Origin of the sequence: Leptospira adleri, assembly GCF_002811985.1 — a bacterium.
Taxonomy (GTDB): domain Bacteria; phylum Spirochaetota; class Leptospiria; order Leptospirales; family Leptospiraceae; genus Leptospira; species Leptospira adleri.
This window is the reverse complement of the sequence record NZ_NPDU01000006.1, coordinates 23,362-49,790: the sequence shown is the minus strand read 5'-3', so window position 1 is coordinate 49,790 and position 26,429 is coordinate 23,362. Positions and strand designations below refer to the sequence as shown.

The 26,429-nt window shown below is 44.7% G+C and carries 29 protein-coding genes and 1 pseudogene; 16 read left to right on the top strand and 14 right to left on the bottom strand.

The window, feature by feature from the left end; all coding sequences use genetic code 11:
* Positions 1-75: 75 nt before the first annotated feature.
* The 6 genes from CH376_RS03545 to CH376_RS03515 all read left to right on the top strand — a co-directional run bounded on the left by CH376_RS03545 (position 76) and on the right by CH376_RS03515 (position 4,573).
* Complete coding sequence (locus tag CH376_RS03545; RefSeq protein WP_100784797.1) at positions 76-1,146, top strand: Lsa36 family surface (lipo)protein; 1,071 nt, start codon at positions 76-78, stop codon at positions 1,144-1,146.
* A 672-nt stretch (positions 1,147-1,818) separates the two neighbouring features.
* The gene (locus CH376_RS03535) at positions 1,819-2,979 is read left to right on the top strand and encodes a thiolase domain-containing protein (protein WP_100784795.1); all 1,161 of its coding nucleotides are present in this window, start codon (positions 1,819-1,821) and stop codon (positions 2,977-2,979) included.
* Positions 2,980-2,981: 2 nt separating this feature from the next.
* A complete protein-coding gene (locus CH376_RS03530; protein WP_100784794.1) occupies positions 2,982-3,338 on the top strand; it encodes a Zn-ribbon domain-containing OB-fold protein in 357 nt (118 codons plus the stop codon).
* Between the two features lie 119 nt (positions 3,339-3,457).
* Positions 3,458-3,877, top strand: a complete 420-nt coding sequence (locus CH376_RS03525) for a c-type cytochrome (RefSeq protein ID WP_100784793.1) — start codon at positions 3,458-3,460, stop codon at positions 3,875-3,877.
* A gap of 92 nt (positions 3,878-3,969) precedes the next feature.
* Positions 3,970-4,185, top strand: a complete 216-nt coding sequence (locus CH376_RS03520; RefSeq protein ID WP_100784792.1) for a hypothetical protein — start codon at positions 3,970-3,972, stop codon at positions 4,183-4,185.
* A gap of 49 nt (positions 4,186-4,234) precedes the next feature.
* Complete coding sequence (locus CH376_RS03515; RefSeq protein ID WP_100784791.1) at positions 4,235-4,573, top strand: STAS domain-containing protein; 339 nt, start codon at positions 4,235-4,237, stop codon at positions 4,571-4,573.
* On the opposite strand, the gene kdsB is transcribed toward CH376_RS03515, so the two are convergent.
* The 8 genes from kdsB to CH376_RS03475 all read right to left on the bottom strand — a co-directional run bounded on the left by kdsB (position 4,566) and on the right by CH376_RS03475 (position 10,733).
* Positions 4,566-5,306 (bottom strand): 3-deoxy-manno-octulosonate cytidylyltransferase, encoded by a 741-nt coding sequence (gene kdsB / locus CH376_RS03510; protein ID WP_100784790.1) that lies wholly within the window; start codon positions 5,304-5,306, stop codon positions 4,566-4,568. The genes CH376_RS03515 and kdsB overlap by 8 nt on opposite strands.
* Positions 5,306-5,830 carry a flagellar basal body-associated FliL family protein gene (locus tag CH376_RS03505; protein ID WP_010573664.1) on the bottom strand — a complete coding sequence of 175 codons (525 nt, stop codon included), beginning with the start codon at positions 5,828-5,830 and terminating at the stop codon, positions 5,306-5,308. Before CH376_RS03505 ends, kdsB begins: the two co-directional genes overlap by 1 nt.
* Positions 5,831-5,870: 40 nt before the next feature.
* Positions 5,871-6,698: a flagellar motor protein MotB gene (gene motB, locus CH376_RS03500; RefSeq protein ID WP_100784789.1), complete on the bottom strand. Its 828-nt coding sequence runs from the start codon at positions 6,696-6,698 to the stop codon at positions 5,871-5,873.
* Between the two features lie 15 nt (positions 6,699-6,713).
* Positions 6,714-7,496, bottom strand: coding sequence for a motility protein A (locus tag CH376_RS03495; protein ID WP_100784788.1), 783 nt, complete (start codon positions 7,494-7,496; stop codon positions 6,714-6,716).
* Positions 7,497-7,502: 6 nt separating this feature from the next.
* On the bottom strand, positions 7,503-7,727 hold the full coding sequence (locus tag CH376_RS03490) for a flagellar FlbD family protein (RefSeq protein ID WP_100784787.1): 225 nt from the start codon (positions 7,725-7,727) through the stop codon (positions 7,503-7,505).
* A 5-nt stretch (positions 7,728-7,732) separates the two neighbouring features.
* Positions 7,733-8,833, bottom strand: a complete 1,101-nt coding sequence (locus CH376_RS03485) for a glycosyltransferase (RefSeq protein ID WP_100784786.1) — start codon at positions 8,831-8,833, stop codon at positions 7,733-7,735.
* Between the two features lie 462 nt (positions 8,834-9,295).
* Positions 9,296-9,718, bottom strand: coding sequence for a nuclear transport factor 2 family protein (locus tag CH376_RS03480; RefSeq protein ID WP_165781832.1), 423 nt, complete (start codon positions 9,716-9,718; stop codon positions 9,296-9,298).
* Positions 9,719-9,932: 214 nt separating this feature from the next.
* Positions 9,933-10,733 (bottom strand): MlaD family protein, encoded by an 801-nt coding sequence (locus tag CH376_RS03475; protein WP_100787608.1) that lies wholly within the window; start codon positions 10,731-10,733, stop codon positions 9,933-9,935.
* Positions 10,734-11,088: 355 nt separating this feature from the next.
* On the opposite strand from CH376_RS03475, the gene CH376_RS03465 reads away from it, so the two are divergent.
* From CH376_RS03465 to ftsZ, 3 genes are read left to right on the top strand one after another with little or no spacing between them, the layout of a single operon-like run.
* On the top strand, positions 11,089-11,835 hold the full coding sequence (locus CH376_RS03465; RefSeq protein ID WP_100787606.1) for a cell division protein FtsQ/DivIB: 747 nt from the start codon (positions 11,089-11,091) through the stop codon (positions 11,833-11,835).
* 1 nt (position 11,836) lies between these two features.
* A complete protein-coding gene (ftsA, locus tag CH376_RS03460) occupies positions 11,837-13,066 on the top strand; it encodes a cell division protein FtsA (protein ID WP_100787605.1) in 1,230 nt (409 codons plus the stop codon).
* 25 nt (positions 13,067-13,091) lie between these two features.
* Entirely contained in the window at positions 13,092-14,294 is a 1,203-nt protein-coding gene (gene ftsZ / locus CH376_RS03455; RefSeq protein ID WP_100787604.1) for a cell division protein FtsZ, read from the top strand.
* Between the two features lie 187 nt (positions 14,295-14,481).
* On the opposite strand, the pseudogene lep reads toward ftsZ, so the two are convergent.
* Both lep and CH376_RS03440 read right to left on the bottom strand, forming a co-directional pair.
* A pseudogene (lep, locus tag CH376_RS03445) lies at positions 14,482-14,861 on the bottom strand (LipL41-expression chaperone Lep).
* Positions 14,839-15,906, bottom strand: a complete 1,068-nt coding sequence (locus tag CH376_RS03440; protein WP_100787601.1) for a lipoprotein LipL41 — start codon at positions 15,904-15,906, stop codon at positions 14,839-14,841. The pseudogene lep and the gene CH376_RS03440 overlap by 23 nt, the downstream one beginning before the upstream one ends.
* 164 nt (positions 15,907-16,070) lie before the next feature.
* Here CH376_RS03440 and CH376_RS03435 point away from each other — a divergent pair, with 164 nt between their 5' ends.
* The 3 genes from CH376_RS03435 (at position 16,071) to ispF (ending at position 18,473) form a co-directional block, all read left to right on the top strand.
* On the top strand, positions 16,071-16,595 hold the full coding sequence (locus CH376_RS03435; RefSeq protein ID WP_100787600.1) for a hypothetical protein: 525 nt from the start codon (positions 16,071-16,073) through the stop codon (positions 16,593-16,595).
* A complete protein-coding gene (gene nadA / locus CH376_RS03430) occupies positions 16,592-17,566 on the top strand; it encodes a quinolinate synthase NadA (RefSeq protein ID WP_100787599.1) in 975 nt (324 codons plus the stop codon). Before CH376_RS03435 ends, nadA begins: the two co-directional genes overlap by 4 nt.
* A 415-nt stretch (positions 17,567-17,981) precedes the next feature.
* Positions 17,982-18,473 carry a 2-C-methyl-D-erythritol 2,4-cyclodiphosphate synthase gene (gene ispF / locus CH376_RS03425; protein WP_100787598.1) on the top strand — a complete coding sequence of 164 codons (492 nt, stop codon included), beginning with the start codon at positions 17,982-17,984 and terminating at the stop codon, positions 18,471-18,473.
* A gap of 223 nt (positions 18,474-18,696) precedes the next feature.
* Here ispF and CH376_RS03420 read toward each other — a convergent pair whose 3' ends face one another.
* The 3 genes from CH376_RS03420 to CH376_RS03410 all read right to left on the bottom strand — a co-directional run bounded on the left by CH376_RS03420 (position 18,697) and on the right by CH376_RS03410 (position 21,286).
* On the bottom strand, positions 18,697-19,440 hold the full coding sequence (locus CH376_RS03420; protein ID WP_100787597.1) for an LIC_13076 family protein: 744 nt from the start codon (positions 19,438-19,440) through the stop codon (positions 18,697-18,699).
* A 125-nt stretch (positions 19,441-19,565) separates the two neighbouring features.
* Entirely contained in the window at positions 19,566-20,600 is a 1,035-nt protein-coding gene (locus CH376_RS03415) for a glycoside hydrolase xylanase (RefSeq protein WP_100787596.1), read from the bottom strand.
* A 239-nt stretch (positions 20,601-20,839) separates the two neighbouring features.
* Positions 20,840-21,286: a GNAT family N-acetyltransferase gene (locus CH376_RS03410; RefSeq protein ID WP_100787595.1), complete on the bottom strand. Its 447-nt coding sequence runs from the start codon at positions 21,284-21,286 to the stop codon at positions 20,840-20,842.
* Positions 21,287-21,417: 131 nt separating this feature from the next.
* Between CH376_RS03410 and CH376_RS03405 the strand changes: the two genes are divergently transcribed.
* The 4 genes from CH376_RS03405 to CH376_RS03390 all read left to right on the top strand — a co-directional run bounded on the left by CH376_RS03405 (position 21,418) and on the right by CH376_RS03390 (position 25,264).
* Positions 21,418-21,765: a DoxX family protein gene (locus CH376_RS03405; protein WP_100787594.1), complete on the top strand. Its 348-nt coding sequence runs from the start codon at positions 21,418-21,420 to the stop codon at positions 21,763-21,765.
* A 166-nt stretch (positions 21,766-21,931) separates the two neighbouring features.
* Positions 21,932-22,816: a tetratricopeptide repeat protein gene (locus CH376_RS03400; RefSeq protein WP_100787593.1), complete on the top strand. Its 885-nt coding sequence runs from the start codon at positions 21,932-21,934 to the stop codon at positions 22,814-22,816.
* Positions 22,813-23,796 carry a DNA-processing protein DprA gene (locus CH376_RS03395; protein ID WP_100787592.1) on the top strand — a complete coding sequence of 328 codons (984 nt, stop codon included), beginning with the start codon at positions 22,813-22,815 and terminating at the stop codon, positions 23,794-23,796. The genes CH376_RS03400 and CH376_RS03395 overlap by 4 nt, the downstream gene beginning before the upstream one ends.
* The gene (locus CH376_RS03390; RefSeq protein ID WP_100787591.1) at positions 23,753-25,264 is read left to right on the top strand and encodes an HTTM domain-containing protein; all 1,512 of its coding nucleotides are present in this window, start codon (positions 23,753-23,755) and stop codon (positions 25,262-25,264) included. Before CH376_RS03395 ends, CH376_RS03390 begins: the two co-directional genes overlap by 44 nt.
* Before the next feature lie 2 nt (positions 25,265-25,266).
* Here CH376_RS03390 and ygiD read toward each other — a convergent pair whose 3' ends face one another.
* Positions 25,267-26,037 (bottom strand): 4,5-DOPA-extradiol-dioxygenase, encoded by a 771-nt coding sequence (gene ygiD / locus CH376_RS03385; protein ID WP_100787590.1) that lies wholly within the window; start codon positions 26,035-26,037, stop codon positions 25,267-25,269.
* Between the last annotated feature and the right edge of the window lie 392 nt (positions 26,038-26,429).

Genomic DNA, 26,429 nt, shown 5'->3' with positions numbered 1-26,429 from the left:
CTAATTTGTTTGTAGGAAGAATCGAGAAGCGATCTTTCAGTGGTAAATCGGTAAAACCGCTTTTCGAGACGAGTTTTGAAAATCATAAGATCAAAATTTTACAAGACGTTCTTGGTCGTTTTTCTGCTGATCTGCGATCCTCTTTTTTCCGAAGCAGCCTGCGTCGGAACCGAATGCGCGTCTCTTCCTCCCGAAGTCGTCTTGGGAAGCAATCTGATAGATCCCGCGTTAGACGCCGTTTATACGAAGGAGTTCCTACTTTCCATGGGAGAGGCGGCGGTATTACAGAATATCAACTCTTCTATGTTAGGCGGAAAGATTCTTACTAAAAAAAGAATTGGAATCGGTTATTCCATCGCAAGAAGCAATTTGAGTCCGAGAAATTATCTATTCGAAAATTCGGAATTGCGGGAACTCCCCAAACAAGGGATCGCCGCCTCGCCTTCCGTCAACCTCGGCTTCAACTTGGGAAATCTTTTCGAAAGTCCGAGTCCGGAACTCTCAAAATGGAACGTTCACTTTCACTATTTCCCTTACGAACTTTCGGAACAAAACGTTCCCTTTTTAAAATTGAGAAAAACGGATCTTCACGGAAAAGTCGCAAACACCGGCTTGAGCGTTCGTTATTTCCCTTTTTATTCTCCTTCAAATTCTACGGAAGGAAACGGAAAAGACGGACTTTCCTTCGGGTTCGGAGTTTTTCAGTCCCTCCAAACGATCAGCCTCCATTCTTACGATCGAAGACCGACTAACGTTCGACTTTCGGGCCAAGCTCGGAAATGGATCGGAATCAACGACTTGACTTACAATTCCAATATCTATTCGACTACATTCGATTTTCGTTATGCGAAGACGATCGGACTTTTTTCCTTCTACGGCGGCCTTGGAGGAATGTTCAATCAGGGGAACGTGGAAATCCAAGTGGAAAGAAATTTCGCACTTTCGGCGTTATCCAACAAGGACGATTTTACGACCAACCCCACTCTTGTTTACTTGGATCTGAAGCGCAATCTTTTCGTGAGTCATACGAATTGGTACGGAACCGTCGGCTTGGAACTCTCTTGGAGGGACGCGAACATAATGATAGAATATTTGAAGAATAAAAATTCGGAGTCCGTGAGCTTGGGAGTTTTCATTCATTTTTGATTTTTGCGAGCAATCCACCCAAAACATTATATAAATAGAATCTATTTTAAAAATAGCGACTTATCGCTTTTCGAAAAATTCGATAAGGTTGGAACATTCGCTGAAGATCGTTTTTACCCATTGCCCGGACCCGAACCAATTTCAACCGGAAAGAACTTTACCGTCTTCCGATTTCAAAATGCGTAATCCGAACTTTGCGCTAAGATTCGAAAGAATCGAGCATTTCCTGAGACAATTTTACAAGGATAGAAAGGATCAGGATATTTTACAGAACTTCCGTCTTGTTGACGTTTCTCCGACCAACACAAGTTCCACGCGCAAGAATATCGCGCATCCTAAATGGACTGCATCTGATCCACGAATCAAAATTCGAAAGGATTGAGTCGATCGATTCTATGTCTTTCCCGTAAAGGAAATGCTCTTACGGAATCTCCTTTTTTAAAAGCAGGCTTCCGATTCTATCGTTTCCCTTTCCAAGAACGAAAGTTTCGCCTTAAAAAAGAAGTGCATTCTCCGCGGAGTTCCGAATTCTTCTCCCATAGATTCCGATCGAACATGAACACATCGATAAACAATTGTTCACAAAGTATATCTTCCTTCAGGTTTGCGGGGATCGGCGTTTTAAAAATTATCACATTCTAAAATTCTAATTTACTAAACGGAGAATCTTGTATGCGGGAAGTAGCGATCATCGGCGCTTATGAAACGGAACACGGAAACCACAAGGATCGAACCCTAAGAGATCTTGTCACCGAGGCCGGAAACGGAGCCATCTTGGATTCCGGAATCGATCGAAAGGAAATCCAGGCCGTCTTTGTCGGCAATTACGCTGGAAACGAATTCAACCGTCAAAATACGATGGGTTCTTACGCGGCCAACTTACTAGGATTAGGCGATAAACCCGCGATCCGAACTGAAGGCGCTTGTGCCTCCGGCGGCATCGCGGTCCGTCAGGGATTCTTATCCGTAGCGGCGGGAATTTACGATACGGTCTTGGTTTTGGGCGTGGAAAAAATGAACGGACTCGATCCGGAAACCACAATGGAAATCGTGGCGAGAGGACAAGACGCGGACGTGGAAGGAGGTTATTGTATCTCCGGTCCTTCCGGTTTCGCGCTCAACGCGATCCGTCACATGCACGAGTTCGGAACTACGAAGGAAATGCTCTCCAAAGTCGCCGAAAAGAATTATTTTCACGGTAGCCTCAACCCGTTCGCTCACAAACAAAAAGAGATTTCGTTTAACAATATCATGAGAGCCAGAATGGTAACCACACCCTTCGGTTTTCACGACGTTTCTTTAGTAACGGACGCGAGCGCGGCGATCGTCATCACAACCTTGGACAAAGCGAAATCCGTCCGTAAAAATCCGATCCTCATCAAAGGTTCCGGAATCGGAGGAGACTATTTCAACGTGGCTCTCAAAAAAGATTCGGTCAGTTTCCCGGCGAGCATTCAAGCCGCGGCGGAAGCGTTCAAAATGTCCGGCGTAAAAAGAGAAGACGTCGACGTTTTGGAGTGTCACGATTGTTTTACGATTACTGAAATCATCAACATAGAAGATCTTGGTTTTGTGGAGAAGGGAAAAGGCGGCCCCTTTACGATGGACGGCCATACCCGACTTGGCGGAAAACTTCCCGTAAACACCTCGGGCGGACTCAAAGCAAAGGGACATCCCGTGGGAGCCACCGGAGTCGGCCAAGTCGTAGAGATGACCTTTCAACTCAGGGATCAAGCAGATAAACGTCAGGTAACAAACGCAAGAACCGCGATGACGCACGTCCTGGGCGGTCCGGGCGCGGTAAGTTGTATTCACATTCTTCAGAGGGTTTAAAAATGTCGGAAACTATATTAGAAATTTTGAAAGGAAAGAAATGCAATTCCTGCGGTTTTCAAATGACCGAACCATCGATCGCGTGCACGAGTTGCGGAAGTTCGGACACATCCGAAATTCAATTTTCGGGAAACGGTAAGATCTATACTTACACAGTAGTTCACGTTGGCTTCGGTCATCTCTCCAAAAGGGCGCCTTATGTTTTGGCGGTCGTCGAATTGGAAGAAGGAATCAAAACGATGGGTCTTTTAGAAGGGGAAGTCGACGGAATTTCGGTCACTGAGTCCGTTCAAATCGATCTTCCCGTAAAATTCTCAAAGGAAGAATCCGGAACCGGTTTTATCTTCGTGCCGGCCTGACTTCCGATCCAATGAGGACTTGAGAAAAATCAAGTCCCATGACAATAACCTGACAAAAAAATTCTATCGTGAAATTTCATCCCAAGATATGCTGGTTGCACAAATAGAGGTGATTTTCGATGAACTCCAAGAATATGATCATTTCCATCGCGATCGCTCTTACCTCTCTGGTTCTTTTTTTGAACTGCGGAGATAAGTCCGAGAAACCGGCTGATGCGTCCGCGCCTGCCGCAACCGAAACTGCAGCTTCCACCCTCAGCCCGGAACTTCAAAAAGGACAGGAAATCTTTTTGCAAAACTGCGCTTCTTGCCATGGTGAAAAAGGCGCCGGAGACGGAGCCGCTGCTGCAAGCCTGAATCCGAAACCTCGTAACTATAAGGCTCCTGCCGGACAGTGGAAAAACGGAAACACCGAAGCCGGAGTTTTGAAAACTCTGAACAACGGGATTCCCGGTGGACCGATGGTCGCTTACAAATTCTTAGGCGATGAGAATATCAAACTACTGGCTAAATACGTAGTTCATCTTACTCAAAACTAAGATTTTCTTTTCGGGTCGGAGATTCTTATTTTCCGACCCACCTTCCGGTTTTTCGACTGGTATTTTTTACACCCCGAAAGGATCCTACTCTTGTGAACTCAAAGAACCAATTGCCGCCCTGCGGCGAAAATTGCGGAATCAGTAGAACTTCTCCGAACGCTCAAGAAAAAAAAACTTACACAAAATTAGGAATCTTTTTGATTCTTTTCGGAATTTCATCCAAGCCGAAGGAAGTAAAATTCTTCTGTAAAAAATGCGGAAAGCAATTTGATCAATTGTCGGCGATCGAACTCGGAAATTATGCGTAATTCGATTGACTTTAATAGAATTTAGCTGTTTTTAGTTGAAAGATTCCTTATGTCCGACGATTTCAAAATTTTCGTAGATCTCACCGTTTCCGTTCCCATCATTCACATCGAAGGAGAGATCACTTCCGAAGCGGACGAGGAAATCATCGGAAAATACGAATCCATCCCCGCCGATAAAAGAAGCAGAGTGATTTTGAACTTTCAAGGAACTTCGTATATCAATTCCGCGGGAATCGCGACCCTCATCAGCTTGATCACGAGAGCGTCCGAAACGAAAGGGAAAATCGAATTCGCGGGTCTCAACGAGCATTTTAGAAAAGTTATGGATATTGTCGGTTTAACCGATTTCGTCTTAATCCACAACACTCTTCAAGAAGCTCTTAAGTAATCCATTCTCTCTTTTTAAAATCCAAAATCACGATCTCCAGGTCTTCCGGCGTGTCCACGGACAATCCCGCTTCTTTTGCAAGGTAAACGCCGATTCCATAACCGGCTTCGATCGCTCTGAGTTGTTCAAGAGATTCCGATTCTTCCAGATTACTTTTAGGGAGAGAATTGTATTTTAATAAGAATTCCCGATCGTATCCGTAAATTCCCAAATGACGGAAGAGCGGAACTTTTACTTTGAACTGACTCGGTATAAGCGATCTGGAAAAGTAGATCGCCTTTCCGTTGTGATCGACAATGACTTTCACTCGGTTCGGATCCGTTCCGTGAGCCGGATCTAAAAGTGGAACAGCTGCGGTGCTCATCGTCCATTCCGGATGAGAGGCTTTCATACTCGCAACCCCATCGATGAGCTCCGGTTCGATTCCGGGTTCGTCTCCTTGAATGTTGACGATCACGGGATACTCCGAGAATTTTTCCGCGACTTCTATGATACGATCGGTTCCCGAAGGATGTTCCGGACTTGTAAGAACGCTCATCCCACCGAATCCGATTACGGTTTGGTGAATCCGTTCGTCATCAGTGGCGACCACCAACTCTGAAAGTGTGGAAGACCGGGAGGCGTTCCGATACGTCCACTCTATCATCGTTCTGTCGCCGATCTTCGCGAGCGGCTTTCCGGGAAAGCGAGAACTCGCATAACGCGCCGGTATTACGCCGAGAATTTTTCTCATCAGTTGACGATAAATTCCGTAAAGTAAACTTCCTGGATCTTTCCTTCGGTAAGAATGTGATTCACCTGGGCTTTGATCTCTTCCCGAAGATCCAACTGATCTTCGATGTTGATCAATTCGTCCTTGGATTTCCTTCCGACGATCAGGTTGATCAAATCCCGCATCTGTGCGTTTCTTTCGGCGAGTTCCGCGGACAAGGTTTGATCCTCTTTCGCGATTCCGAATGCCAACTTCATCTTCACGAAGTGGGCTTCCCCTTTGTCCGAAGTATTGATCCGAAATTCTTCCGTAAAATTATAGTTCGCTAACGGCGGAGGCGGCTTTACCAACGCCACGTTCTTCATTTGCTTGAATGTGCTGGTAGCGGTTTGTTTTGCCACGACCATTGCAATGATTGCTACGATGATAATTCCAAAAATCGCTCCGGCTACGTAAAGAAGCCATTTGATTATGGGCGATGTTCCTCCGCCGCCTTCGGCGGCGGGTAACCCGCCTTCTTCCTCGTCTATTTCCGCATCACCCATTGGTTTGCCTCCTGAATTTTAACGTTAGTCGCTCTTCCGGTTACTCGTTGCCTGGCGTGGACGACTCTGAACCGGGAATTCTAGTTTTTGGAAGTCCGAAATTGGTTTCGTACGGACTTCTCTTGGTAGACTTATCAGTCATGATTACGATATCGATTCTTCGATTGTATGCCTTCGCTTCCGGTGTTCCGGAATATTCCACTACCAACGGCCTGAACGCTCCGAAGCTCACCGCTTGAAACCAAGAAGGATCCAATTTTTCCACGTTGATGATATAGTCGGTCGCGTTGATCGCTCTCGCTCCGGCCAAATCCCAGTTGTTGATATAGGCCCTTTCTTCTTTTCCGGGCGCGACTCCGGGATTGACCGCGTCCGCATCGCAATGACCTTCTACTCGAACGAATCGATCGAGTTCCTTGATCAAGGAACTCGCTTTTTTTAATGCGATCTTGATAGAATCCGTAAGCACCGCCGACCCCGGATTGAAATAGTCCGCGCTCACCAAGGAGATGATAAGTCCTCTTTCGTCTTCCGTGATCTTTACTTTGCCGGCTTCCACTTCCGGTTTGAAAAGTTCGGTCGCGAGTTTTTTGGATTTTGAAAGAGTCTTTCCGGTCGTCTGAGACGGAAGACTCTCGATGTTCATTCCCATCTCTTCGAGTTTTCCTTTAGAGAGTGTCTGACCTCCGTCAAAAAAACCCGTAGTCGTCTTGAACGCGGAAAGAATGATCTGCATCTCGATAGCGTTCGTTTTACCGGTGGTATAGAGCATGATGAAAAAACAAAGGAGAAGAGTCACCATGTCCCCGTAAGTAAGCATATACTCGGGGATGTTCTGAATACATTCCGGACATTTTGATTTTGCCATAATAAAAGCCCGATCTTACTCGCTGTCGTCTTTGAGAACGTCTCGTTCTGAAGGAGGAAGAAACGAAGAGAGTTTATCTTTAACGATCCTCGGGTTGTCCCCGGATTGAATGGAAAGAGTTCCTTCGATCATAATCTGTTTGATCGTAAGTTCGTCCTCCGATTTACGCATGAGTTTTTTCATGACGGGAATCGCGAACATGTTCGCGCCCATGGATCCGTAGAGCGTAGTAATCAAGGCGGCCGCCATCCCCGTTCCGATCGCGGAAGGGTCGCCGGAACCGAGGTTCTTCAACATCTGAACGAGTCCGATCAGGGTCCCGATCATCCCGAAGGCGGGAGCCAAGGCTCCCCAGTTTTCCCACCAAGCCTTTCCGTTGTTGTGACGGGAAGCGATGTTTCCCATCTCGGTTTCCATGATGTTGCGGACGAGTTCGGGATCCGTTCCGTCCACGACGAGCGTAATTCCTTTTCGTAAGAATTCGTCGGGAAGCTCGTTTACGTCGTCTTCCAATGCGAGAAGGCCTTCTCTTCTCGCTTTTTCGGAAAAGGAGACTAACGTTTTGATCAATTCTATGAGGTCGTGTTTTTCGGTTCTAAATACTTTTTGTGTGACTTTTCCGACCGCGAGCGTCGATTCCCAAGGGACCGCCATGATGGTACCCGCAGTCGCTCCTCCGAAAGTAATGATGACCGATGGAATATCAAAAATGTCTAATGGGCTTAATCCCGCCGAGATGATACCGAAGATCATCAGGACTACCGCCGATCCTAAACCAACTACTGTTCCAAAATCCATAATTTTTTATTCCACCCTTTTGAACTGGTCCGGAGAAGAGCTCAGAGGAAATACAAGAATCCGTTTCTTATATTCTAAAATTTTTTCGATAACTTCGGGAATGGATTCCTTTACCACAAACTTTCTATCGTTGGAAAGGGTGATCGTAGTATCCGGATTGGCTTCAAGGCACTCGATATGAGATGCGTTGAGCACGAATTCGTCCCCTTTCAGTCTATGGAGTAGAATCAAAACAATTATCCCTTTTTCCTCGGAGTTCTCATTCTAGTCTCGACCTGCTTCTTGATTTCGATAATGAATTTTTCCTCGGTAAAGCGGCTTACATTCCTCTGAAAATCGGAGGTTTTCCAGGAAATTCGATCGGAACGTTCGATCGCCTCGTTGAGGGATTCTACGGTTTGTTCTTGGAAAAAGATTCCAGTTTTGCCTGAGATCACTGTTTCGAGGGCGCCACCTTTTCCGAAAGCGATCACCGGAGTTTGGTAGGCTTGGGCTTCGACCGGTGCAATTCCGAAATCCTCCATCCCTGGAAAGATAAAGGCTTTTGCTTTTTTGTAATATTCCAAGACTTCTTCTCTTTTGAGATGAGGAAGGACTTCGATATTCTTCGGAAGGTGTGAAGTCAGTTTTTTGAATTCCTGTCCACCTCCGATGAGGACGAGCCTCTTTCCATTCTTGCGAAACGCCTCGATCGCAAGATCGATTCTTTTGTAAGGCGCAAACGCGGAGACGATGAGATAGAAATCGTCCTTCTTTTCGGAGACAACTTTCCATTTTTCAGGAAGACAAGGTGGAAAGATCACTTCCGATTCTCGACGATAGAATTTCCGGATTCTTCTGGCTACGAACTCGGAGTTGGACCAGAAAGAATCCACCCGCGAAGAAGAAGCGGCGTCCCAGGTTCTTAGATAATTGGAGATGAGTTCGAAGGCAAAAAATTTCAACCCTTTACGAGAAGGAAAGTAATCGTAATAAAGATCCCAGACGTAACGCATCGGAGAATGGACGTAACTGAAATGAAACGAGTCCGGGTCGGTAATCACTCCCTTTGCCACGCAATGAGAAGAAGAGATCACAAGATCGTAGCCCTTTAGATCCAAGGATTCGATCGCGGTCGGAAAAAGAGGCAGGTACCAGCGATACTTGGTATCCTTAAACGGCAAATTGTTTGTGAAAGCGGTCGTGATTTTTCTTTGTTCGATCCGAGGATTTAGTTTTCCCGGCGTGTAGAATAGAGTAAAAAGATCGGCGGAAGGATAGATTTTGAGGAGAGAATCGAGGACCAATTCTCCTCCGCGCATTCCATTGAGCCAGTCGTGGATGATTGCAACTTTCATATTGGTCTCATCGGCAGATTTTGATTTCTTCGTTGAGAGAAAGTAGGAACTCCTTCGATTGAAGTTTCAGAATCGAGCCGTGGTGCTCTAAAATGTAGGAACTCCTTCGGTTGAAGTTTCAGAATCGAGCCGTGATTCTCTGAAATGTAGGAACTCCTTCGGTTGAAGTTTCAGAATCGGGCCGTGGTTCTCTGAAATGTAGGAACTAATTCTCCTCATCTGAATTTATTGAGCCATTCGTGGATTTAATGTAGTATCTTCTTGGTTTGATGTTTCATATTCGAGCCGTGATTCTCTGAAATGTAGGAACTCCTTCGGTTGAAGTTTCAGAATCGGGCCGTGGTGCTCTGAAATGTAGGAACTCCCAAATCGAACCTTTGCAAGAAGGACCAACAATTTCTCCGACAAAAATTCTTTTTCGAAAGCCCGAAAAAATTCAGAAATGAATCTTCCAAAGGAAAATCAAGATTTAGAATTTATCTGAAAAATCTTAGTAAAGAAAGAATCGGCTTCGACCGGACTCGCAAAGAAATGAATTCCTTCCACGATCTTTCCTCCCGCGAATTTCCAGAGAACACAGACAAGATGATCCAAGTTGATTCCATCTTCTCTATTTGTAAAGATGTGTTGGCTTTCGATAACGTATTCATCAGTCGCGGCGATAATCAATTTTTCGGCTCTTACGTTTGATTTACCCATGACGGAACTCATCGTATCAAAAAATTGGATGACTTCCTCAAAGCCGTTCTTCCGACCACTGAAAGGATTTTGTCCCGGAAAACTCCACTTCGCATCGGCGGAGAGGACGCTCTCTAACGTCGTACGATCTTTTTGGATATAGGCTTCGAAAAAACGATCGATAATCTCTAAATTAGGATGTTTCAATGTAGGATCTCCTATATTAAAAAAGAATCAAGAGAAGATTTTTAGAATTCAAAGTCATAATTTCTCCACCTAAGATTCTTCTTTTGTCGTTTCGACATAGAATGAAATATCGAATTTCGTTTGCTTCGGACTTTAGGTCCGTTCCATATTAAGATCGGAAAAATTCTAACCTCTTCGAAGAATGAAAAAAACCAAAAAACTTTTCCAAACAAAATCAGAGCTTGCCGAAGTAGTAGTCGTTTCCGACGCTCCCGATGAGAGTCGTCCTTCGATACAAATTGATCGTAAAGGGCGCGGGAGCGGAGCGTTCGAGTTTTCGATAGCCTTCCGAATAACGTCGAGCGTCGTTACTGAAAATTCTCGCGTCAGTAAGAAGTTCCATCACGTTGTCGTAAGTCTCCGGAGAATGAATCATCTTCGGAATGGTCCCTCGATTGGATTTGAGTTTTTCGGAAATTTCGTAGAGATTGTTAAAAGAAGCCCGAATGTCTTCGCGATTCTCGCGAATCACTCCGGTGGAAGCGGCGAAAAAATCGTCGAAATAATCCGCGGAGGGAAGAAAGTCGGGAGCCCTCTGTTCGTCTTCGAGATAAGTGGGCTGAAAGAACGTTGTATCCTCTTTCTCCGAAGAACCCGGATCGATATCGATCGTTCTTCCCGAAAGAATCGTGTTCGTCTGAAACGTAATCTTATAATTATCCCAGAGAGTGATCGGTTCCTTCAGACGAATCACAATCTCGATTGCCTTCGTCTGATCCTTGTTTAAAAATCTTTGGTCGCCCACTTCGTCGATCGGAACCACATCCAAACTTCGAACGATTCCTCTTTCCACGCCCAGGATTCTTACGGGAGCGCCCGGATGAATTCCTTCCAGGCGAGGATAATAGATCTTCATCGTATAAGGATAATCGTCTATGGTCCCCGCCTTTTCTACCACGGCCATATACATCCCGAGGGAAAATCCTAAGAAGAATATGACGCCCGTGAGGACCGTTGTGTGCTTTGAGAGATTCATAGATGAATTCGGATAATTATAAGATCGGTATTCGATTCTTCACTTTCCAAGAAGGATTTCTTTTTTTGAAAAAATAACATTCTAAGAAGAATCTAAAAAAACGAATCTTTTCCGCCAGTTCCAAATCTCCCGATTTCACTCGAAATCGCAATTTCTTTGTATTCCGAAGAAATGCGGGAACTCCCCTTTTTTCCGGACGTTTTCGAGAGAATGGCTGCTTTTCGGATCTTCGAATTCTCCCGACTTTAAGATTCTTTCCAAGTGGGAGAAGTAACAAACTTCAAAAACAAGCTGTACTCTACAAAGAAATTCCCGATAATGGAACTAAAGAAGAAATTTAGTCCAAGATCTATCTATGAGACATAATCTGATTGACTTTCTAAGAGAATTCGTGCAGAAAAGGAGAAACATTCTCCTCTTGGCTCTTCTTATCTGCATTTTGAGCATTGGGGCGATTCTCGGATTTCGTCTTCAAGGAATTCCCCGAGAACTGAATAAGTTAATCATTACGGGGCACGAAAAGCTCAAAACGGAAGAAATCGTCAGAATGCTTGAAATTCAACCCGGAACCTCCTTCGATACTCTGGACTTGGATCTTCTGGAAAAAAAACTCTCCAGGTATCCGAGAGTGAATTCTGCACGTATCACAAAAAAGTCGGAAGACCAACTCCTCATAGAACTCACCGAAAGAAAAGCCTCCTTCATCGTAAATTCCGATGGACATCTTTATGAAATCGATTCCGAACTCAGGATCCTCTCCAAAGACGACGTAAGGGAAAAAGACCTCTGTGTTCTTTCCGGAAACTTTCCGATCAAAAACGGATTCATCCAAGACGCGAGCTTTCGTGATCTTTATAATTCCGTAGAACAAGCGTTTCGAATGTACCCGGCTCTGAAGTCCAGAATCTCGGAAGTCCTCCTCCAAGAAGACGGGGAAATCTTTTTTTTCGCGGACGAGCCGATTCAATTACGAATCCAAATCGGAACCCTTCTTCATAGGGATCAAATCCGCAAACTCTACGCAATATTAGCCTATTTTGAAAAAGACAAGATTCAATCCGAGCTCGTAGACATCAGAGGAGAAGACGCAGTCTATCACTGATATGTTGGAACCAAGAGATAGAATCATCGCGGCCTTGGATCTCGGGACTTCTTTGACAAAAGTAGTCGTGGCCCGACCCATCTCCGAGTACGAGGTCGAAATCATCGGAACCGGTGCTTATCCTTCTTCGGGTGTGAAGAATGGATCCATCATCAATATTGAATCTACCACCCGTTCCATCATCGAGGCCGTAAGCGAAGCGGAGCTCATGTCCGGACAAGAGATCACTTCCGTCGCGGTCAATATCACGGGCAAAACCGTAAAAGCCGACAACTCGAAAGGAGTCGTCGCGATCACGAACCGGGATCGAACCGTCGCGGAACCCGATGTCGTCCGAGTGATCGAGGCCGCACAGGCGATTCGAGTTCCTGCGGATCAGCAGATTCTTCATGTTCTTTCCAAAGAATTTTCCGTGGACGATCAGACGAGCATTCGGGATCCGATCGGAATGACAGGAGTTCGATTGGAGGCGGAAGTTCATATCGTAACCGCGGGTATAACAGCAATTCATAATTTAGAAAAATGCATTGAATCTTCGGGTCTTCATTGCGAGGTTATGATTCTTTCCAGCCTCGCTTCTTCCGAAGCCGTTTTGACCTCCGGAGAAAAAGATCTCGGAACCGCGGTTCTTGATATCGGCGCGGGGATCTGCGATCTCATCGTCTACGTGGACGGAGGAATTTCCTATTCTTCCGTGATTCCTTTCGGCGGAATCAACGTAACGAGCGATATCTCGATCGGTCTGAAAACGACTTTAGAAACCGCTGAACTTCTTAAAAAAAGATACGGCCACACCATTCTTTCCGAAATCGATCCGACCGAAACGATTGAAATTCCTCCGATCAGCGGAAGACCTGCGAGACAGGTTCTCAGAGAAGAATTGGTGGCAATCATTGAACCGAGGATGAGAGAAATCTTCGAGATGGTGGACAAGGAACTGGTCAAGTCCGGAAAAAAAGGACTTCTCGCCGGAGGAGTGATTCTCACCGGAGGAGGAAGTCTTCTCGAAGGAATCGACACTCTCGCCGAAGACGTGTTTCGTCTAACGGCATCCAGAGCGCGGCCCGGCGGAATCAGCGGACTTGCGGAAAAAGCGTCCTCTCCCGAATTCTCCACCGTGATCGGAATGATCAAATACGCGGATAGAATGACGGACATGGACCAGAAATCCGTGGACCGTTCGGAAGGTTGGACGAAAAAAATCAAAAGATGGATCGAAGAGAATCTTTGAAAGAAATCCATTAGGAAAACAGAATATGATCCGATTTGAAGAAGAAACAAAAACAAGTCCCGCAGTCATTAAGGTATTCGGAGTCGGCGGAGGCGGAATGAACGCCGTAACGCGGATGTCCAACTCCACTCTCAAAGGAGTCGAGTTCGCGATTCTCAATACCGACGAACAGGTGTTACTCCGCTCTCCCGTGGAAAATAAAATCATCTTAGGAACCAAGATCACCCGAGGTATGGGAGCCGGAGGCGATCCGGAGCTCGGCTACAAAGCGGCCGAAGAGGATAAGGAAAGAATTCAGTCCGTAGTAAGGGGCGCCGATATGGTCTTTATCACTGCGGGAATGGGCGGCGGAACCGGAACCGGCGCCGCTCCCGTCATCGCAAAGATCGCGAAAGAAATGAAGTGCCTCGTCGTTGGAGTGGTTACTCTTCCTTTTTCTTTTGAAGGAAGAAGAAGAATGGAGCTCGCCCGCAAAGGGATCGAGCAACTTCGTTCGCACGTAGACACTCTCATTCTGATCAACAACGATTCCATTTTTCGAGTCGTGGACAAATCCACTCCGATCGATCTCGCGTTTCAGGTGATAGACGATATTCTTCTCAACGCGGTGAGAGGAATCAGCGATATCATCAACAACCCGGGCCTGATCAACGTCGACTTCGCTGACGTAAAGACGATCATGCGGGATACGGGCGACGCGGTGATGGGGGTCGGCGAAGGAAGCGGGGAAGGAAAAGTGAAGGAGGCCGTGGAATTCGCGATCAACAATTCGTTGTTAGATTCCACTTCGATCGCGGGAGCTTCGTCGCTTCTCATCAACGTTTCCGGCGGAAAAGATCTTACGATCTCAGATTGGAACGAAGTTTCGGGGATCATCACTTCCCAAGTGGATCCTAACGCGAACATCATCATAGGACTTCACGAAGACGAAAGTCTTGCAAACAAAATCCGAGTCACGGTAATCGCGACCGGCTTTAGCAAACGAAATCCTTCCGGTAAATTGATTCAAAATCAAGATCTCAATACAAGAGTTCAGGAGAATTACGGTTTTCAGAGAAAGGCTGTGGGAATGGAATCTCCGAACGATAGTAAGGAATTCCCGCAGGAAAATCAGGAAGATTCGCACAGACCTCATCCAGGTTCTCTCCGTTTTCGTTCGTCTAACGCGCCGAAATCGGAAGACTACGATATTCCCGCTTATCTTAGAAGAAACAATTCAACGAACTAAAGCGGTTTTCATGGGAGTTCCTACTTTTGTAGGATTCTTTCGATCATTCTCGTTTTAAAACTAAAAACAAAAATGGCCCGAAGAACACGGACCATTTTCTGATTCTTTTTAAGAGATTTGTTTTCCCGTATTGTAACGGAGACGGACTTCAAGTCCGTTTTCAGCTTTTTTTGAAAAGAAGGAGTTCCTACTTTTCTTCCTTGCCGAATTGTTTGCATTCTTTCAGATCCAAAAACTTTTCTTTCCCAAGTTCGCACTGAACCTGTTTCAAAGTTTTATCCGACATACAACGCAAAACGATCGCTCTGGACATATCGGGTTGAAGAATCTGTTTCAGCATCAATTGCCGCATTCCCGTGGGAATTTCCGTTTCGGAAGCCTGAGCGATCAACTTCACGTTGTGCATTTGATTTTCGACACATTCTTCTTCGGTCGGAATTTTTCTACAGGCCGATAAAAAGAGAAAACAAAACGACAGTATAGAAATAAGAAAAGCGGACTTTCGTCCGCTTTTCGTGCAATCGATCCGTTTCAAAGGGTTCGATTACTTTGCGTTGCTTTCGTCAACTGCGAAAGTAGCTTCTACTCTCTTTCTAAGTTCTCTCAGGTAGCTCTTTTTAGCTCCGTTGATCTTCATAGCTTCTTCGTAGAGTTTAATCGCTTTTTCGAAATCACCGGTAGAGAAGTAGTAAGTTCCGAGGTTTGCTTTCGCTCCCCAAGACTGACCCTTCGCTTTTTTGTCGGCTTTTTCCCAAGCCTCTTTTGCTTTTTTGAAACTTGGAGTTTCACCTTGGATTTCTTCGTAACCTTCAGTAAGAAGTTCTTTTACTTCTTCATCTTCGTCTTTTACGAAAATTTCGATTTTTTCAGTCTTAACGATCGGAGAAAGTCTGCTCTTGATATAAGCTGCAGCTTCGTCCAGACCTTGTCCGAAAGAATCCAGAATAGAAGGACATTCAAGATTTCCAACACTGTTGAAGATTTTTGCAGGGTTAGAAACAACCGCTTTTTTCACTTCTCCAGTATCAACTTTGATCAAAGTTGCATCGAGAGGAATCAACATGAAACGTACGCCTGTCGGTTTAGAAACTGGATCGTTTCCGGTGTTCACATCTCTTCCGGTAGCCATAGAAGCAGCGAAACCGGCAACTTTCATTCCTGCAGCAACTGCATCGATTTTGTTTTCGCTACCGCACTCAGTGTAAGGCTTTTGATATCCGATGTAAAGAATCGCTTCCGCACCGAGAAGATTTCCGATCTTCGCTCTGGACTTAGTGATTCCAGTAAGAGAAAGAGTCGCTTCGTTGAGAACGTCTGCACGTTTGCTGAGGTCGATCAGTTTGTAATAAGATTCTTTGTCGAATGCTTCGAAAACTTTTGCCGGCATTTGATCGATAAAGCTGGAACCTTCTCCGAAGATCGCTTCCCAAAGGCTTTTCTTTGGCGGTTCAACTGCTAATCCTACGTTACGAATGGTTCCGAGGAATTTTTGAAGGGCACGGCCTTCTTTATCTTTCGGGAATACCGGATATTCTACATCGACTGTATCTGCGCAATTTCCTAAAAACATAAGGAGAACTAACACAGAAATCAGAGAAGATAATTTTCTCATGGAAAGTAATACCAATCCTGTTTTGATTTTGGGGGTAAGGGCTTATTTAAAACTCGAAATAAATCGTGTCAATATATTTTAAAAATGCGGGTAGGCAATTTAAATCAGGCAAGATTCTGATTCTATTTTTTGATTGAAGCAAGACTTCTCTCGAGAGAAATTGAATGGGAACGGATTTTGCTGTGCACAAACGATCCATTTTTATTCTACTTTGTCTCCTTTCTTTGATCGGATGTTTTGCATCGAAGAAAGATTCCGACTCTAAAGACCAACAACTTATAAGTTGGCTCCTCGCGTCCGCATCGAATCCATCTTGCGTCGAGTATTACACTCAAGGAAACCTTTGTCTTAAAACTCCGGTTATTATCAGCGACAGATGTAAGCCCGCCGAGTTGGATCGTTTTCAAAACGGAATCCAGCCGGCTAATCTTCAAAACAGAGAAACTCTCGACGAACTCCTCCGTTGTTGGAGTAAATGTAATTCCACATTCTATCTAAACTACCTTTCCTCGAACGGATCCTGCTCCTATGAAACCGAAAAAGATTTTGAAAACGCAAAACGCTCCGGTTCCTCAAATAGCGGGAATCTTTGGAGACAATGCCAGTCTAATTGTAATACGGGGGTTGATCCCGCTTACCCGAAGTTAAAAGGAATTTCGACCACAACAACTTATTGGCCCTACTTATGAAAACCCTCGAAGAAATCACCAAAGCTCTCAAGAGCACTTACATGGATCATGAAGTGGATGAAAAACTTCCGCTGATTCAAGAGATTCAAAAATTAAAAAAAGAGAAGAATGCGGTTCTCCTCGGACACAACTACATGACCCCGGACGTTTTTCACGGGGTTTCCGATATCACCGGAGATTCTCTCTACTTAAGTAAGGTCGCAGCCGACACATCGGCGGACATCATTCTTTTTAACGGCGTCCATTTTATGGCCGAGACCGCAAAACTTATGTCCCCGCAAAAAAAGGTTCTCATAGCGGATCTGAAGGCCGGATGTTCTCTCGCGGAAAGTATTACGAGACAGGACGTAATCGATCTTAAGAAAAAATATCCCGGAGTTCCCGTCGTGACTTACGTGAACTGCACCGCGGACGTGAAAGCCGAAACGGATATCTGCTGCACTTCGGCTAACGCGCTGCAGGTGGTAGAATCTTTGGAAAGCGACACGGTCATTTTTTTACCCGACCAGTATTTGGCGGCGAACGTTCAGAATCTAACCAAGAAGAAAATCATCACACATCCCGGAAGCTGTATGGTTCACGAGATGTATTCCGCGGAAGACATCGAACTCACAAGAAGGCAGTTTCCGGGAGTTACGGTGATCTCGCATCCCGAATGTAAAACCGAAGTTGTGGATCATTCCGATTACTCCGGTTCCACGTCGCAGATGAGCGAATTCATTCGTAAATCGGGAGCGAAGGACATCTTTTTGATTACGGAATGTTCCATGGGAGACAATCTTCGCTCCGAGTTCCCGGACAGACATTTTGTTTCCACGTGTCAGGTCTGCCCTCACATGAAAAAAATCACCTTGGAAAAAATTAGAGACGCTCTTCTCTACGATCAGTTTGAAATTCATTTGGATCCCGAGGTGATTGAGAAGGGAAGAATGTCCGTTCAAAGAATGTTGGACCTTTCTTTTAAAAAGTAGGAACTCATACTTTTCTCTCAAAGAGAAAGGTCGGCGCGTGAGACTTCGAAATGTAGGAACTCATACTTTTCTCTCAAAGACAAAGGTCGGTGCGTGAGATCTTGAAAAAGTAGGAACTCATACTTTTCTCTCAAAGACAAAGGTCGGTGCGTGAGATCTTGAAAAAGTAGGAACTCACACTTTTCTAGGTCGACGGGCTTCGTCCGCCTTCGAGAAATTGATTTGTCGGAACAAATATCGAGCGTATAAAAAAGATTTGCTTTTTAAAAAACAGAAACTTCGAAAAATATAAGTTTCCGTCCCAAAACTGGGACAGAAACTTGCAGCTTGATTTTTCTGAGAAAGTAAAAGAATGTTTTAGAACACGCTGTAAATTCTTACGCCGATAGAAATATTATCATTTAGGAATATACCAATGTATCGAATCGGAAACGGAATCGATTTCCACAAACTCGAGATTAACTCGGAGCGGCCTCTAATTTTAGGAGGAATCGAATGCGAGTCGGAATTCGCGCTCGTGGGACATTCGGATGCGGACATCATTCTTCACGCGATTTCAGACGCGATCCTCGGAGCGTTGGCCCTCGGCGATATCGGGCAATACTTTCCGGACACGGATCCGAAACTAAAGAACATCGACAGCAAAATCATTCTTTCCAAATGTTTGGAACTCTTGAAAGAAAGAAACTTTCACCTCGTCAACGTGGACTGTACCGTAATCGCTGAAAGGCCGAAGATCGCTCCTCTCAAAGAAAGAATTACAAATTCCTTAAGTAGTTTATTGTCTCTTCCCCCGGAATGTGTTTCTATCAAGGCGACTACGACGGAAAAGATGGGGGCCTTGGGAAGACAGGAGGGGATCGGAACCTTCTGTACGATTCTTCTGGGAAAGAATTCCAAAGATTAGTTGAAACTTTTTTTCATAAGATTGCGCGAGAAATGAAATTCATTTCCGCGCCTTATCGCAGGAATAGAATACGTTCCAAAAGGAAGATTCTTCCATTTCGAAGTTCGTTCCAAAAGACAAAATGAAAAATGGGTTTCTTTTCAAATCGGCTTGGCTCGGAATTCCCCAACCACGGAAGTTTTATACGTCCACAGGGCCGTTTTTTTTAACAAAACTAAGACTTCTATTTTTTTAAAGAATCCTCGAACGCGATCTTGGAAATATCCACCTTCAGAACATTTCTTTTTTCTTTGATCGTTTTCGGAACGCGCATATCAATCTTATGCAGGTTCGTTTTTTGAATGGTGATCTTTTTTCCTTCCAGATTCTCCATCTGAACTTCTTTATCATCCTGTCCGATCTGTTTTCCATCGACGGTCGAGCCGTCCCTAAGAATCGCGCGGTCCGTAAAACCGCCGTTCGGATCCGGGATCACAGCTTCGACATCGACTGAACTTTCGTCAAATCCGAGAATCCGAACCTGGGAAAATGACTCGCCGGATTTTAAAAGTAAAACCACCTTTCCGGAAACGGCCATCTGATAAAGGGTTTGATCCACGGTTTGTCTTTCCGGATTCCAACTGCTTGCAAACAAACTCTCTTCGCAAAATTCGATGGTTCTGGTTCTTCTCACAAGAGTGATCGCCCAACCTCCGACTAACGTAACCGCATAGTCTTTCCAATTCGTAACTTCCGTGATTCTCAAAGTCTGACCGGAAGGAACGCTCGGTTCCGGCTTACGAAACACAGGAACCAAACCGAACAAAAAAGAATAAAGAGGTTCGACGGCGGCGACCTTACACGCTGCGTCTGCGGACGCCAAAATCGTTCGATGATTTTTATCTTCGCTCAATCTCTGATCGATCTTACAATTCGAAAGAAGAACAACCAAAAAGAATGGGAACAAAATGTAGAATTTAACTTTCATGCAATAAACAACTCCGGCAACGGCCTCTTTTTTTTGCTATCAAAACGACAGACTTGAAATATATTCTAAAATCATAATACAATTTCGGCAAGAATCGTCGACAATCTTATTCTTAAGAATTTCAATCATGAAAAAATGTTGTACATACAACGGATGGCTTTCCCTTTGCTACTTTTAGTGTGTGTCGTCGTATTGCTCGTCCCGCCGAATTGAATCACTTGCAGCGTCGCGGCCGAACACCCGCCGGGACTGAAGGTCCAATAGTATCCGTTTACCGTCTGTGGAAACAACGTCGCATTGATCGTCGACCCCGTGTTACCCGGACATTGATCTCCTGTTCCGCACATCGGCCCCTTCGAATAAGAAGGGCACGACGTCAAAAGATTCAGATCGTTAAAAGAGCCGGGCCGCATAACGTTCGAAGGAATATTCGGAGGGGATAGAGCGGTTTGCATTTCGTAACAAGCATTCTGAAATTCCGCTTTTCCGTACGGGTCGCAGGCTCCGTCGTCCGTATCGCAAAACGCGACGCCGAGATTGGCTCCGTAATTATCGCTTTCGTTTCCCTTACCCTGACAATCGTTGAACCCGGGTCTCCAGAGTTGACCGTAAGAACATTTCGTCCAAAGATACATCCCCGAAACCAAAACGGTTCCGTTGACCTGATCCCCAGATAACGCGGGTTTTACGGTCACGGAATAATTTTGTGAAACACCGTTTTCATCCGTGTATTGGTAAACGACCGGGTTCGTAAAATTCTGAGCGGTGATTCCTGAAACTTGAAGAATTCCCCCCACTTCCAGTTTCGATTTTTCAGCAATGGAAAAGGTAGCCTTAAGCGAACTTACGTCCGTTCCAAAAGGAACCGCAACGGTGACGGTCGAGTTCGGCTGCGCTTCCGTGATTCCTCCGGCGCAAATTCCGGACCCGCAATAATTTGAAAAAGAAGACGATAGATCGAACGCGAACGCTTTGATTCCGTTTGCGTTCGGCTTAATCACGGCCGCCAGCGCCGCGAATTGTTGTTCAGTGCAATTCGGGCAATTTTCTTTTGTTGGAAAAATAGATTCGGTGACGAACTGAGAAAGGGGATTTAAAAAACAGTTTGCGGATAGGCTACAAAACAAAATCAAAACGAGAGTGAAAAAGATTCTTTTCATTTTATAATTTTCCAACAATTACAGTGTAACCCAGAAATTGAATCTTGCATCTAAAATTCAAAAAGTAAGTAGGAAAGTTTACAAAAAATCGGTTTTATTCTCTTGAAACGGGTTTTGGAGGGCATTTGATTCCCCGTTACGGAAATCAGACTCACTCGTTCGAGGGGGTTCCATTTTTTATCCCTTCGATTTTGGTCGCTTAACAGAAACGTCAAACCGAAGTCATTCGTAGAGTTCGCCTAACCCGGAACGTCGAAACTGAAGTTTTCAAAATCGTCCGCGTGGACTTTTTTGAAAATGAGCGCGTCAGAGCCGTCAGTATAGTAGTGTTTTCTAATATGAATCCTCTGAAATCCGCAGGATTGATACAAACCGATCGCTGGAAGATTGTGAGAACTCACCTCTAAAAAAAAAGTTTTTTCTTTTTGAGCGTTTAGCAGGGATTCTAAAATCCATTTTGCTTTTCCACTTCTTCTCTGAGAAGGATGAACCGCGACCTTATAGATTTCGATTTCGTCTCCTACGGTTTTGTAAAGCACGTAACCCAAATCTCCGACCCCGATCCCTTCCGATTCCGTAAAATGGGAAAGTATCATCTCTTCGGTCCAGGCCTCCGCTCCGAAACAGGCGGTTTCGAGCAGGTAGATCCAGTGCACATCCGTTTTATCGAGCTTTTTTATATTCAAAAGATAGAAACCGCTTTGATTTTACGGTCAAATTCTGATTGCAGGAGTCCAATGTTCAATCAAGATTCAGCACCTATAATATTCGGGAAGATTAAATTCTTCTTGGGAATCTTAAGAATTAAGGAGTTAGTATGAAAAAAATAGGTAAAATCGTATATGCGGTTCCCTTTGCGATTTTCGGATTGTTCCACTTCCTTTCGGCTCCGGCGATGTCCGGTATGGTTCCTTCCTACATTCCCTTTCCGATTGTCTGGGTTTATCTTATCGGCTTGGCGCTGATCGCTGCGGCGGTTTCCATCATAACGGGAATCAAAACTCATCTCGCGGCAACTCTCCTCGCGGTTCTTCTCGGAATTTTTATCGTTTTGATTCATCTTCCGGGCGCCGTGGCGGGAAATCAAATGTCCACGGTTACCTTTCTCAAAGATCTTTCCTTGCTCGGCGCGGCGCTTTTGGTCGCCGGTTCCGCGAAAGACTAAACTTTTGTTTTGAAAAAAAAGCGGGGATTCCTCCGCTTTTTTATTTTTCCACCTCGAATTCCGCCTTCCTCGCTTCCATCCGAGAACCGTAACATTTAGGGAGAGGAGATTTTTTCGGTTGGCCGATAAGATACTAAGGAAGTCTCACCCGTTTCGAGGAAGTTTCATGTCATACAACATTCTACGCATTCTCGTTTTCTTTACCGTTTTCTTTTTTGTTTCCTGTGAAAGATCCAAAAACTTCGGATTTCAAAACCGAGGAGAAAGACCGCCTACCGTGGAAGATTTAGAGGCTTGGAAAGAAAGACTCGCCCTGAACGAAGCCGAAATCATAGATCTTGAAAAAAAAATCTCCGCGATGGTTCAAAAGACAAGATCCGCGGGCGCCTTGAGTTGGAAAATCGCGCAGGGTTATATGAAGATCGGCGACTACGACATGGGAGTTAAGTACTACAACCGAGCTTTGAAGGAAAACAACGAAGGAAAAAAAGTCGAAATCGTGGGGGCAGAACTCCACTTCTTCGAACCCGCGATTCCGTTTTTTGAAAAGGCCCTTCTTTTAAAACCGATCGACCAACAGCTGTTATACGAAACCGCTCTCGCTTACGCCAACGCCTCGAAAGACCGAGGTTGGGAAACCGCAAGAAGGCAGATCGCGATCGATCTTTTTACTCATCTTGCGATTCAAGATCCGAGAGATTCCAGATTTCCGTTTCAGTTGGCGCTGATCTACTTCGATTCGTCCATGCCGGATTCTTCTTGGGAAGGAGTTTCGGCGGGGTTTCACGATCAGGATAAGGCGCTGCGGATCTTGGACGATATTCTAAAAAAAGAATTTAGAAACGTCCCCGCGCGTTTTGCAAAGGCCAACTTTTTATACAGACTCGGCAAAACCGAGGATTCAAAAGAAGAATATCTTAAAATCAAAAAAACGATCGAAGAATTGAACGACGCGGGTTTGGTCCGTGAAGGTCTGGATAAAAACGATTCTTATCAGAACGTTCTTCAAAATCTAAAGAAGATTTCCGAAAACTCTCAGAAAAAAGAATGAATCCTCTAGTTCTCGCAGACCCGAAGGTTTCTCAATTCTGTATTCGGACAAGAATATTCAAAAAATGGAATTCTTGGGAAGAAGCCGGTAAGAATCTACGCTCCTCGCTTCCTGAATCGATTTTGAAAAACGCGGAATCTTCCGCGACTACGATTTCCGACGAAGTTCAGAGACTGGGCTTTTCGATCCTTTCCATCTTCGACGAGGAATATCCGCTCTTGCTGAAGGAAATCTTCGATCCTCCTTTGATTCTTTTTGCGAAAGGGAATCGGAAAATTCTTAGCGAGAATTTAGCCGCGGTCGTCGGCACAAGAGAACCGTCTCCGATCTCCTCCTTTACCGCAACTCTACTTCCTTCGTTTCTCAAGAAGCAGAATTTTTTCGGAATCGTTTCCGGTCTCGCAAAGGGAATCGACGCGGTCTCTATGAGTTCGGCATTGGAAGAAGGCTTGGCGGTCATAGGCGTTATGGGAACCGGACCTGAAACGGAATACCCGCTTGAAAATAAAAAGTTGTATCGAAGTTTGAAAGAATCGGACCGCGCTCTGATTCTTACTGAATATCCGCCGGGTCATGTCCCATTAAAATATTCTTTTCCAAAACGAAATCGAATCATCACCGGAATCTGTTCCTCCGTTTTTATTCTGGAAGCGCCCGAAAAATCAGGAGCGATTTCTTCCGCGCACAACGCGATAGAACAGAATCGTCAGATCTTTATATTTTCTCATCCGAGCCAGACTCGAAATCAAGGCGGCGAACTTTTGATTCGTGAAGGCGCGGACGTCTTGGATCTAAAAACCATCTCTTTGGGAATGGAAGAAGTGTTTCATACGAACGAGCTTTTACCCGATTCTCAATCTGCGATCCCTGGAATGCTTGCAGAACTTTCAAAGAAACGTTTTTCTGGCGAGTGGAAACATATCGGATCCGGTTATTATGCGAGAAAAACGAATTCCCAATCTCTACTCCCGGGCATTTGATCCCGTCCCCGCCTGGTCGCTCGGTTTTTATAGGATCGTATTCGGTTTTCTACTTTTTATATTAGCATTTCGTTATTTTGCTAACGGATGGATTTCGAAATACTTTTTAGACCCGGTTTTTCATTTCAAATTCTACGGACTTTCCTGGGTCGGCGTTTTGCCCGCTTGGATTTTGTATCCCCTCTTCGTTTCTCTTCTTTTTTTCGCAATTTTTATTTCCTTGGGGATCTTTTATAGAATTTCGATTCTTTGTTTTTTTATCATCTTCACCTATGTCAATCTTTTAGAAGTCGCGGTTTATCTGAACCATTACTATCTGATCTGCCTCATCCTATTCCTACTCGTCTGGATCCCCGCGGATCGGGCTTTGAACGTATTTCATATTTTTAGAATATTCAAAAACAAGACAATTCAGGAAATCGAACCGATCCCCGCCTGGAATCTTTACCTCTTGCGTTTTCAAATCGGAGCCGTTTATTTTTTCGGAGGAATCGGGAAGTTGGTCCCGGATTGGCTAGTGGACGCACAGCCGGTCCGTATCTGGCTTTTAAGAAACTCGGATATTCCCGTTTTCGGCTCGACACTTTCCATGCCGGCGACCGGTTATCTTTTCAGCTACGCCGGTTTGATTTTCGATCTCACGGTTCCATTCTTACTTTTAAACCGAAAAACGAGAGCCTTCGGATATTCATTAGTTCTAATATTCCATTTTTTGACTTGGAAATTATTTCCGATCGGAATGTTTCCGTGGGTGATGATCCTAAACGCGACCCTTTTCTTTTCGCCCACTTGGCCCGTGGATCTGTTTCGTTTCCTTAAATCCAGAAGTATGCTTCCGAATCGGGAGAATATTCTTCTTTTCTTATGGACTCGTTTTCCTATCCATTTCAGAAGATCGGTTTTTTCTTTTATAGAATCCTTCTTGGGTTTCCTCGAAAAAAAATCCCTTCAATCCGAAAGTTTTCTTTTTTCAAAGGGAAGCGGTCTTCGGAAAAAATTCGGTTTTATTTTATCAGATCGCTCCTTCCGATATTTCTGGATCTTTTACGTTCTTCTTCAGATTCTTTTGCCTCTCAGACATTTTCTTTATCCAGGTTATCATCTCTGGACCGAGCAGGGTTTCCGATTTTCCTGGCAGATCATGCTCGTTCAAAAAAACGGAATCGCTTCCTTTCGAGTGGTGAATCAGCAAACCGGCGAAACGACGGTGGTTCTTCCCGAATCCCATCTCAACGAGATTCAAAGAATTATGATGAGTTATCAACCGGATTTGATTCTTCAATTTGCGCACTGGATCGGCGAAAACGAAAAGACAAGAACCGGTCAGGACGTTTCCGTTTATGCGGACGTGATGGTTTCGCTTAACGGAAGAAAAAGTCAGGTTCTGATAGATCCGGAAAGAGACCTCATGAAAGTCACGAATTCTCTCGCTAATAAAGAGTGGGTTCTTTCCGGAGATGAAGACTAACGTTATACGCCAACGAAAGACCGCATGGAAACGGATCGATTTTGAAAACTGTGATGGATGAACTTGATCTTTTCCTCGGGCATCATCGCGCCTAAAACGTAAAAGATCGGCTCAAAGTGTTCAGTCGAAGGAGCCGCGAGCCTTGCGATATCGCCCTTCTTCTGAAACTCCAGGATCGCCTTGTCGTTTCTGGATTCCAACGCCTGTCGAACAAATTCGTCGAACTCGATCGCCCAGTCAGCCGGAGTCGCGTTCATATTGTGAAAGTCCGCCTTTCCTAGATTGTGAACGATGTTACCGCTTCCGATGATCAACGTTCCTTCCTCTCTCAGTCGTCTTAACTCCTGTCCGATTCCGTATTGTTGTTCGGGACTTAGGTTGGCGTCGATGCTCAATTGAACCACCGGAAGATTCGCCTTTTGAAATAGAAAATAGAGAACTCCCCAGCTTCCGTGATCGATTCCCCATTCCGACGTGGTCTGCACCGGCACTGTTTTCACGAGCTCTTTCACTCGATTCGCCAGGGAAGAATCCCCTTTGGGACGATACTCGATTGCATACAACGCGTCTGGAAATCCGTAGAAATCGTAAATTTGTTCGGGAGGATCCGAAATTGTCACATAAGTTCCTCTCGTCTTCCAGTGCGCCGAAACGACGAGGATATTTTTTACGCCTTCTAAGTTTGAACCGAAGGCTTCCAAGCTGCGCGAGAATTCGGACGGGATGACCAAGTTCATGGGAGACCCGTGACCTAAGAATAAAACTGGATTCATACTGTTATTTAGACACAAGCGGCCATAAAAAGAAACACAGTTTTGATCCATTTTTGAAAATTAGGCTCCTCATATATTTATTCAGAATTTTTTTTCCAAAACCCTAATGATTCTTTTTCCGATTCCGAACTTGTACCCACGACGGAGGATCGCGGATTTCAAAATATAATATTATATTTTTTTAATATTCCTTTTAACCGTTCTTCCAGGTTAAGAATTCGGATTCACTTGAGTGACATAGATCTCAATGAGATTCATAAGCGGGTCACAAGAAGTTGTTCGTCACAAGGTTATGGCAAATTAGAGTAAATTTATGTACTTTAATTTTGAAAAACAAACTCTAAGTCGTTCATAAGAATCGGATTAATCCTGAATTATTAAAAAAGTAAACA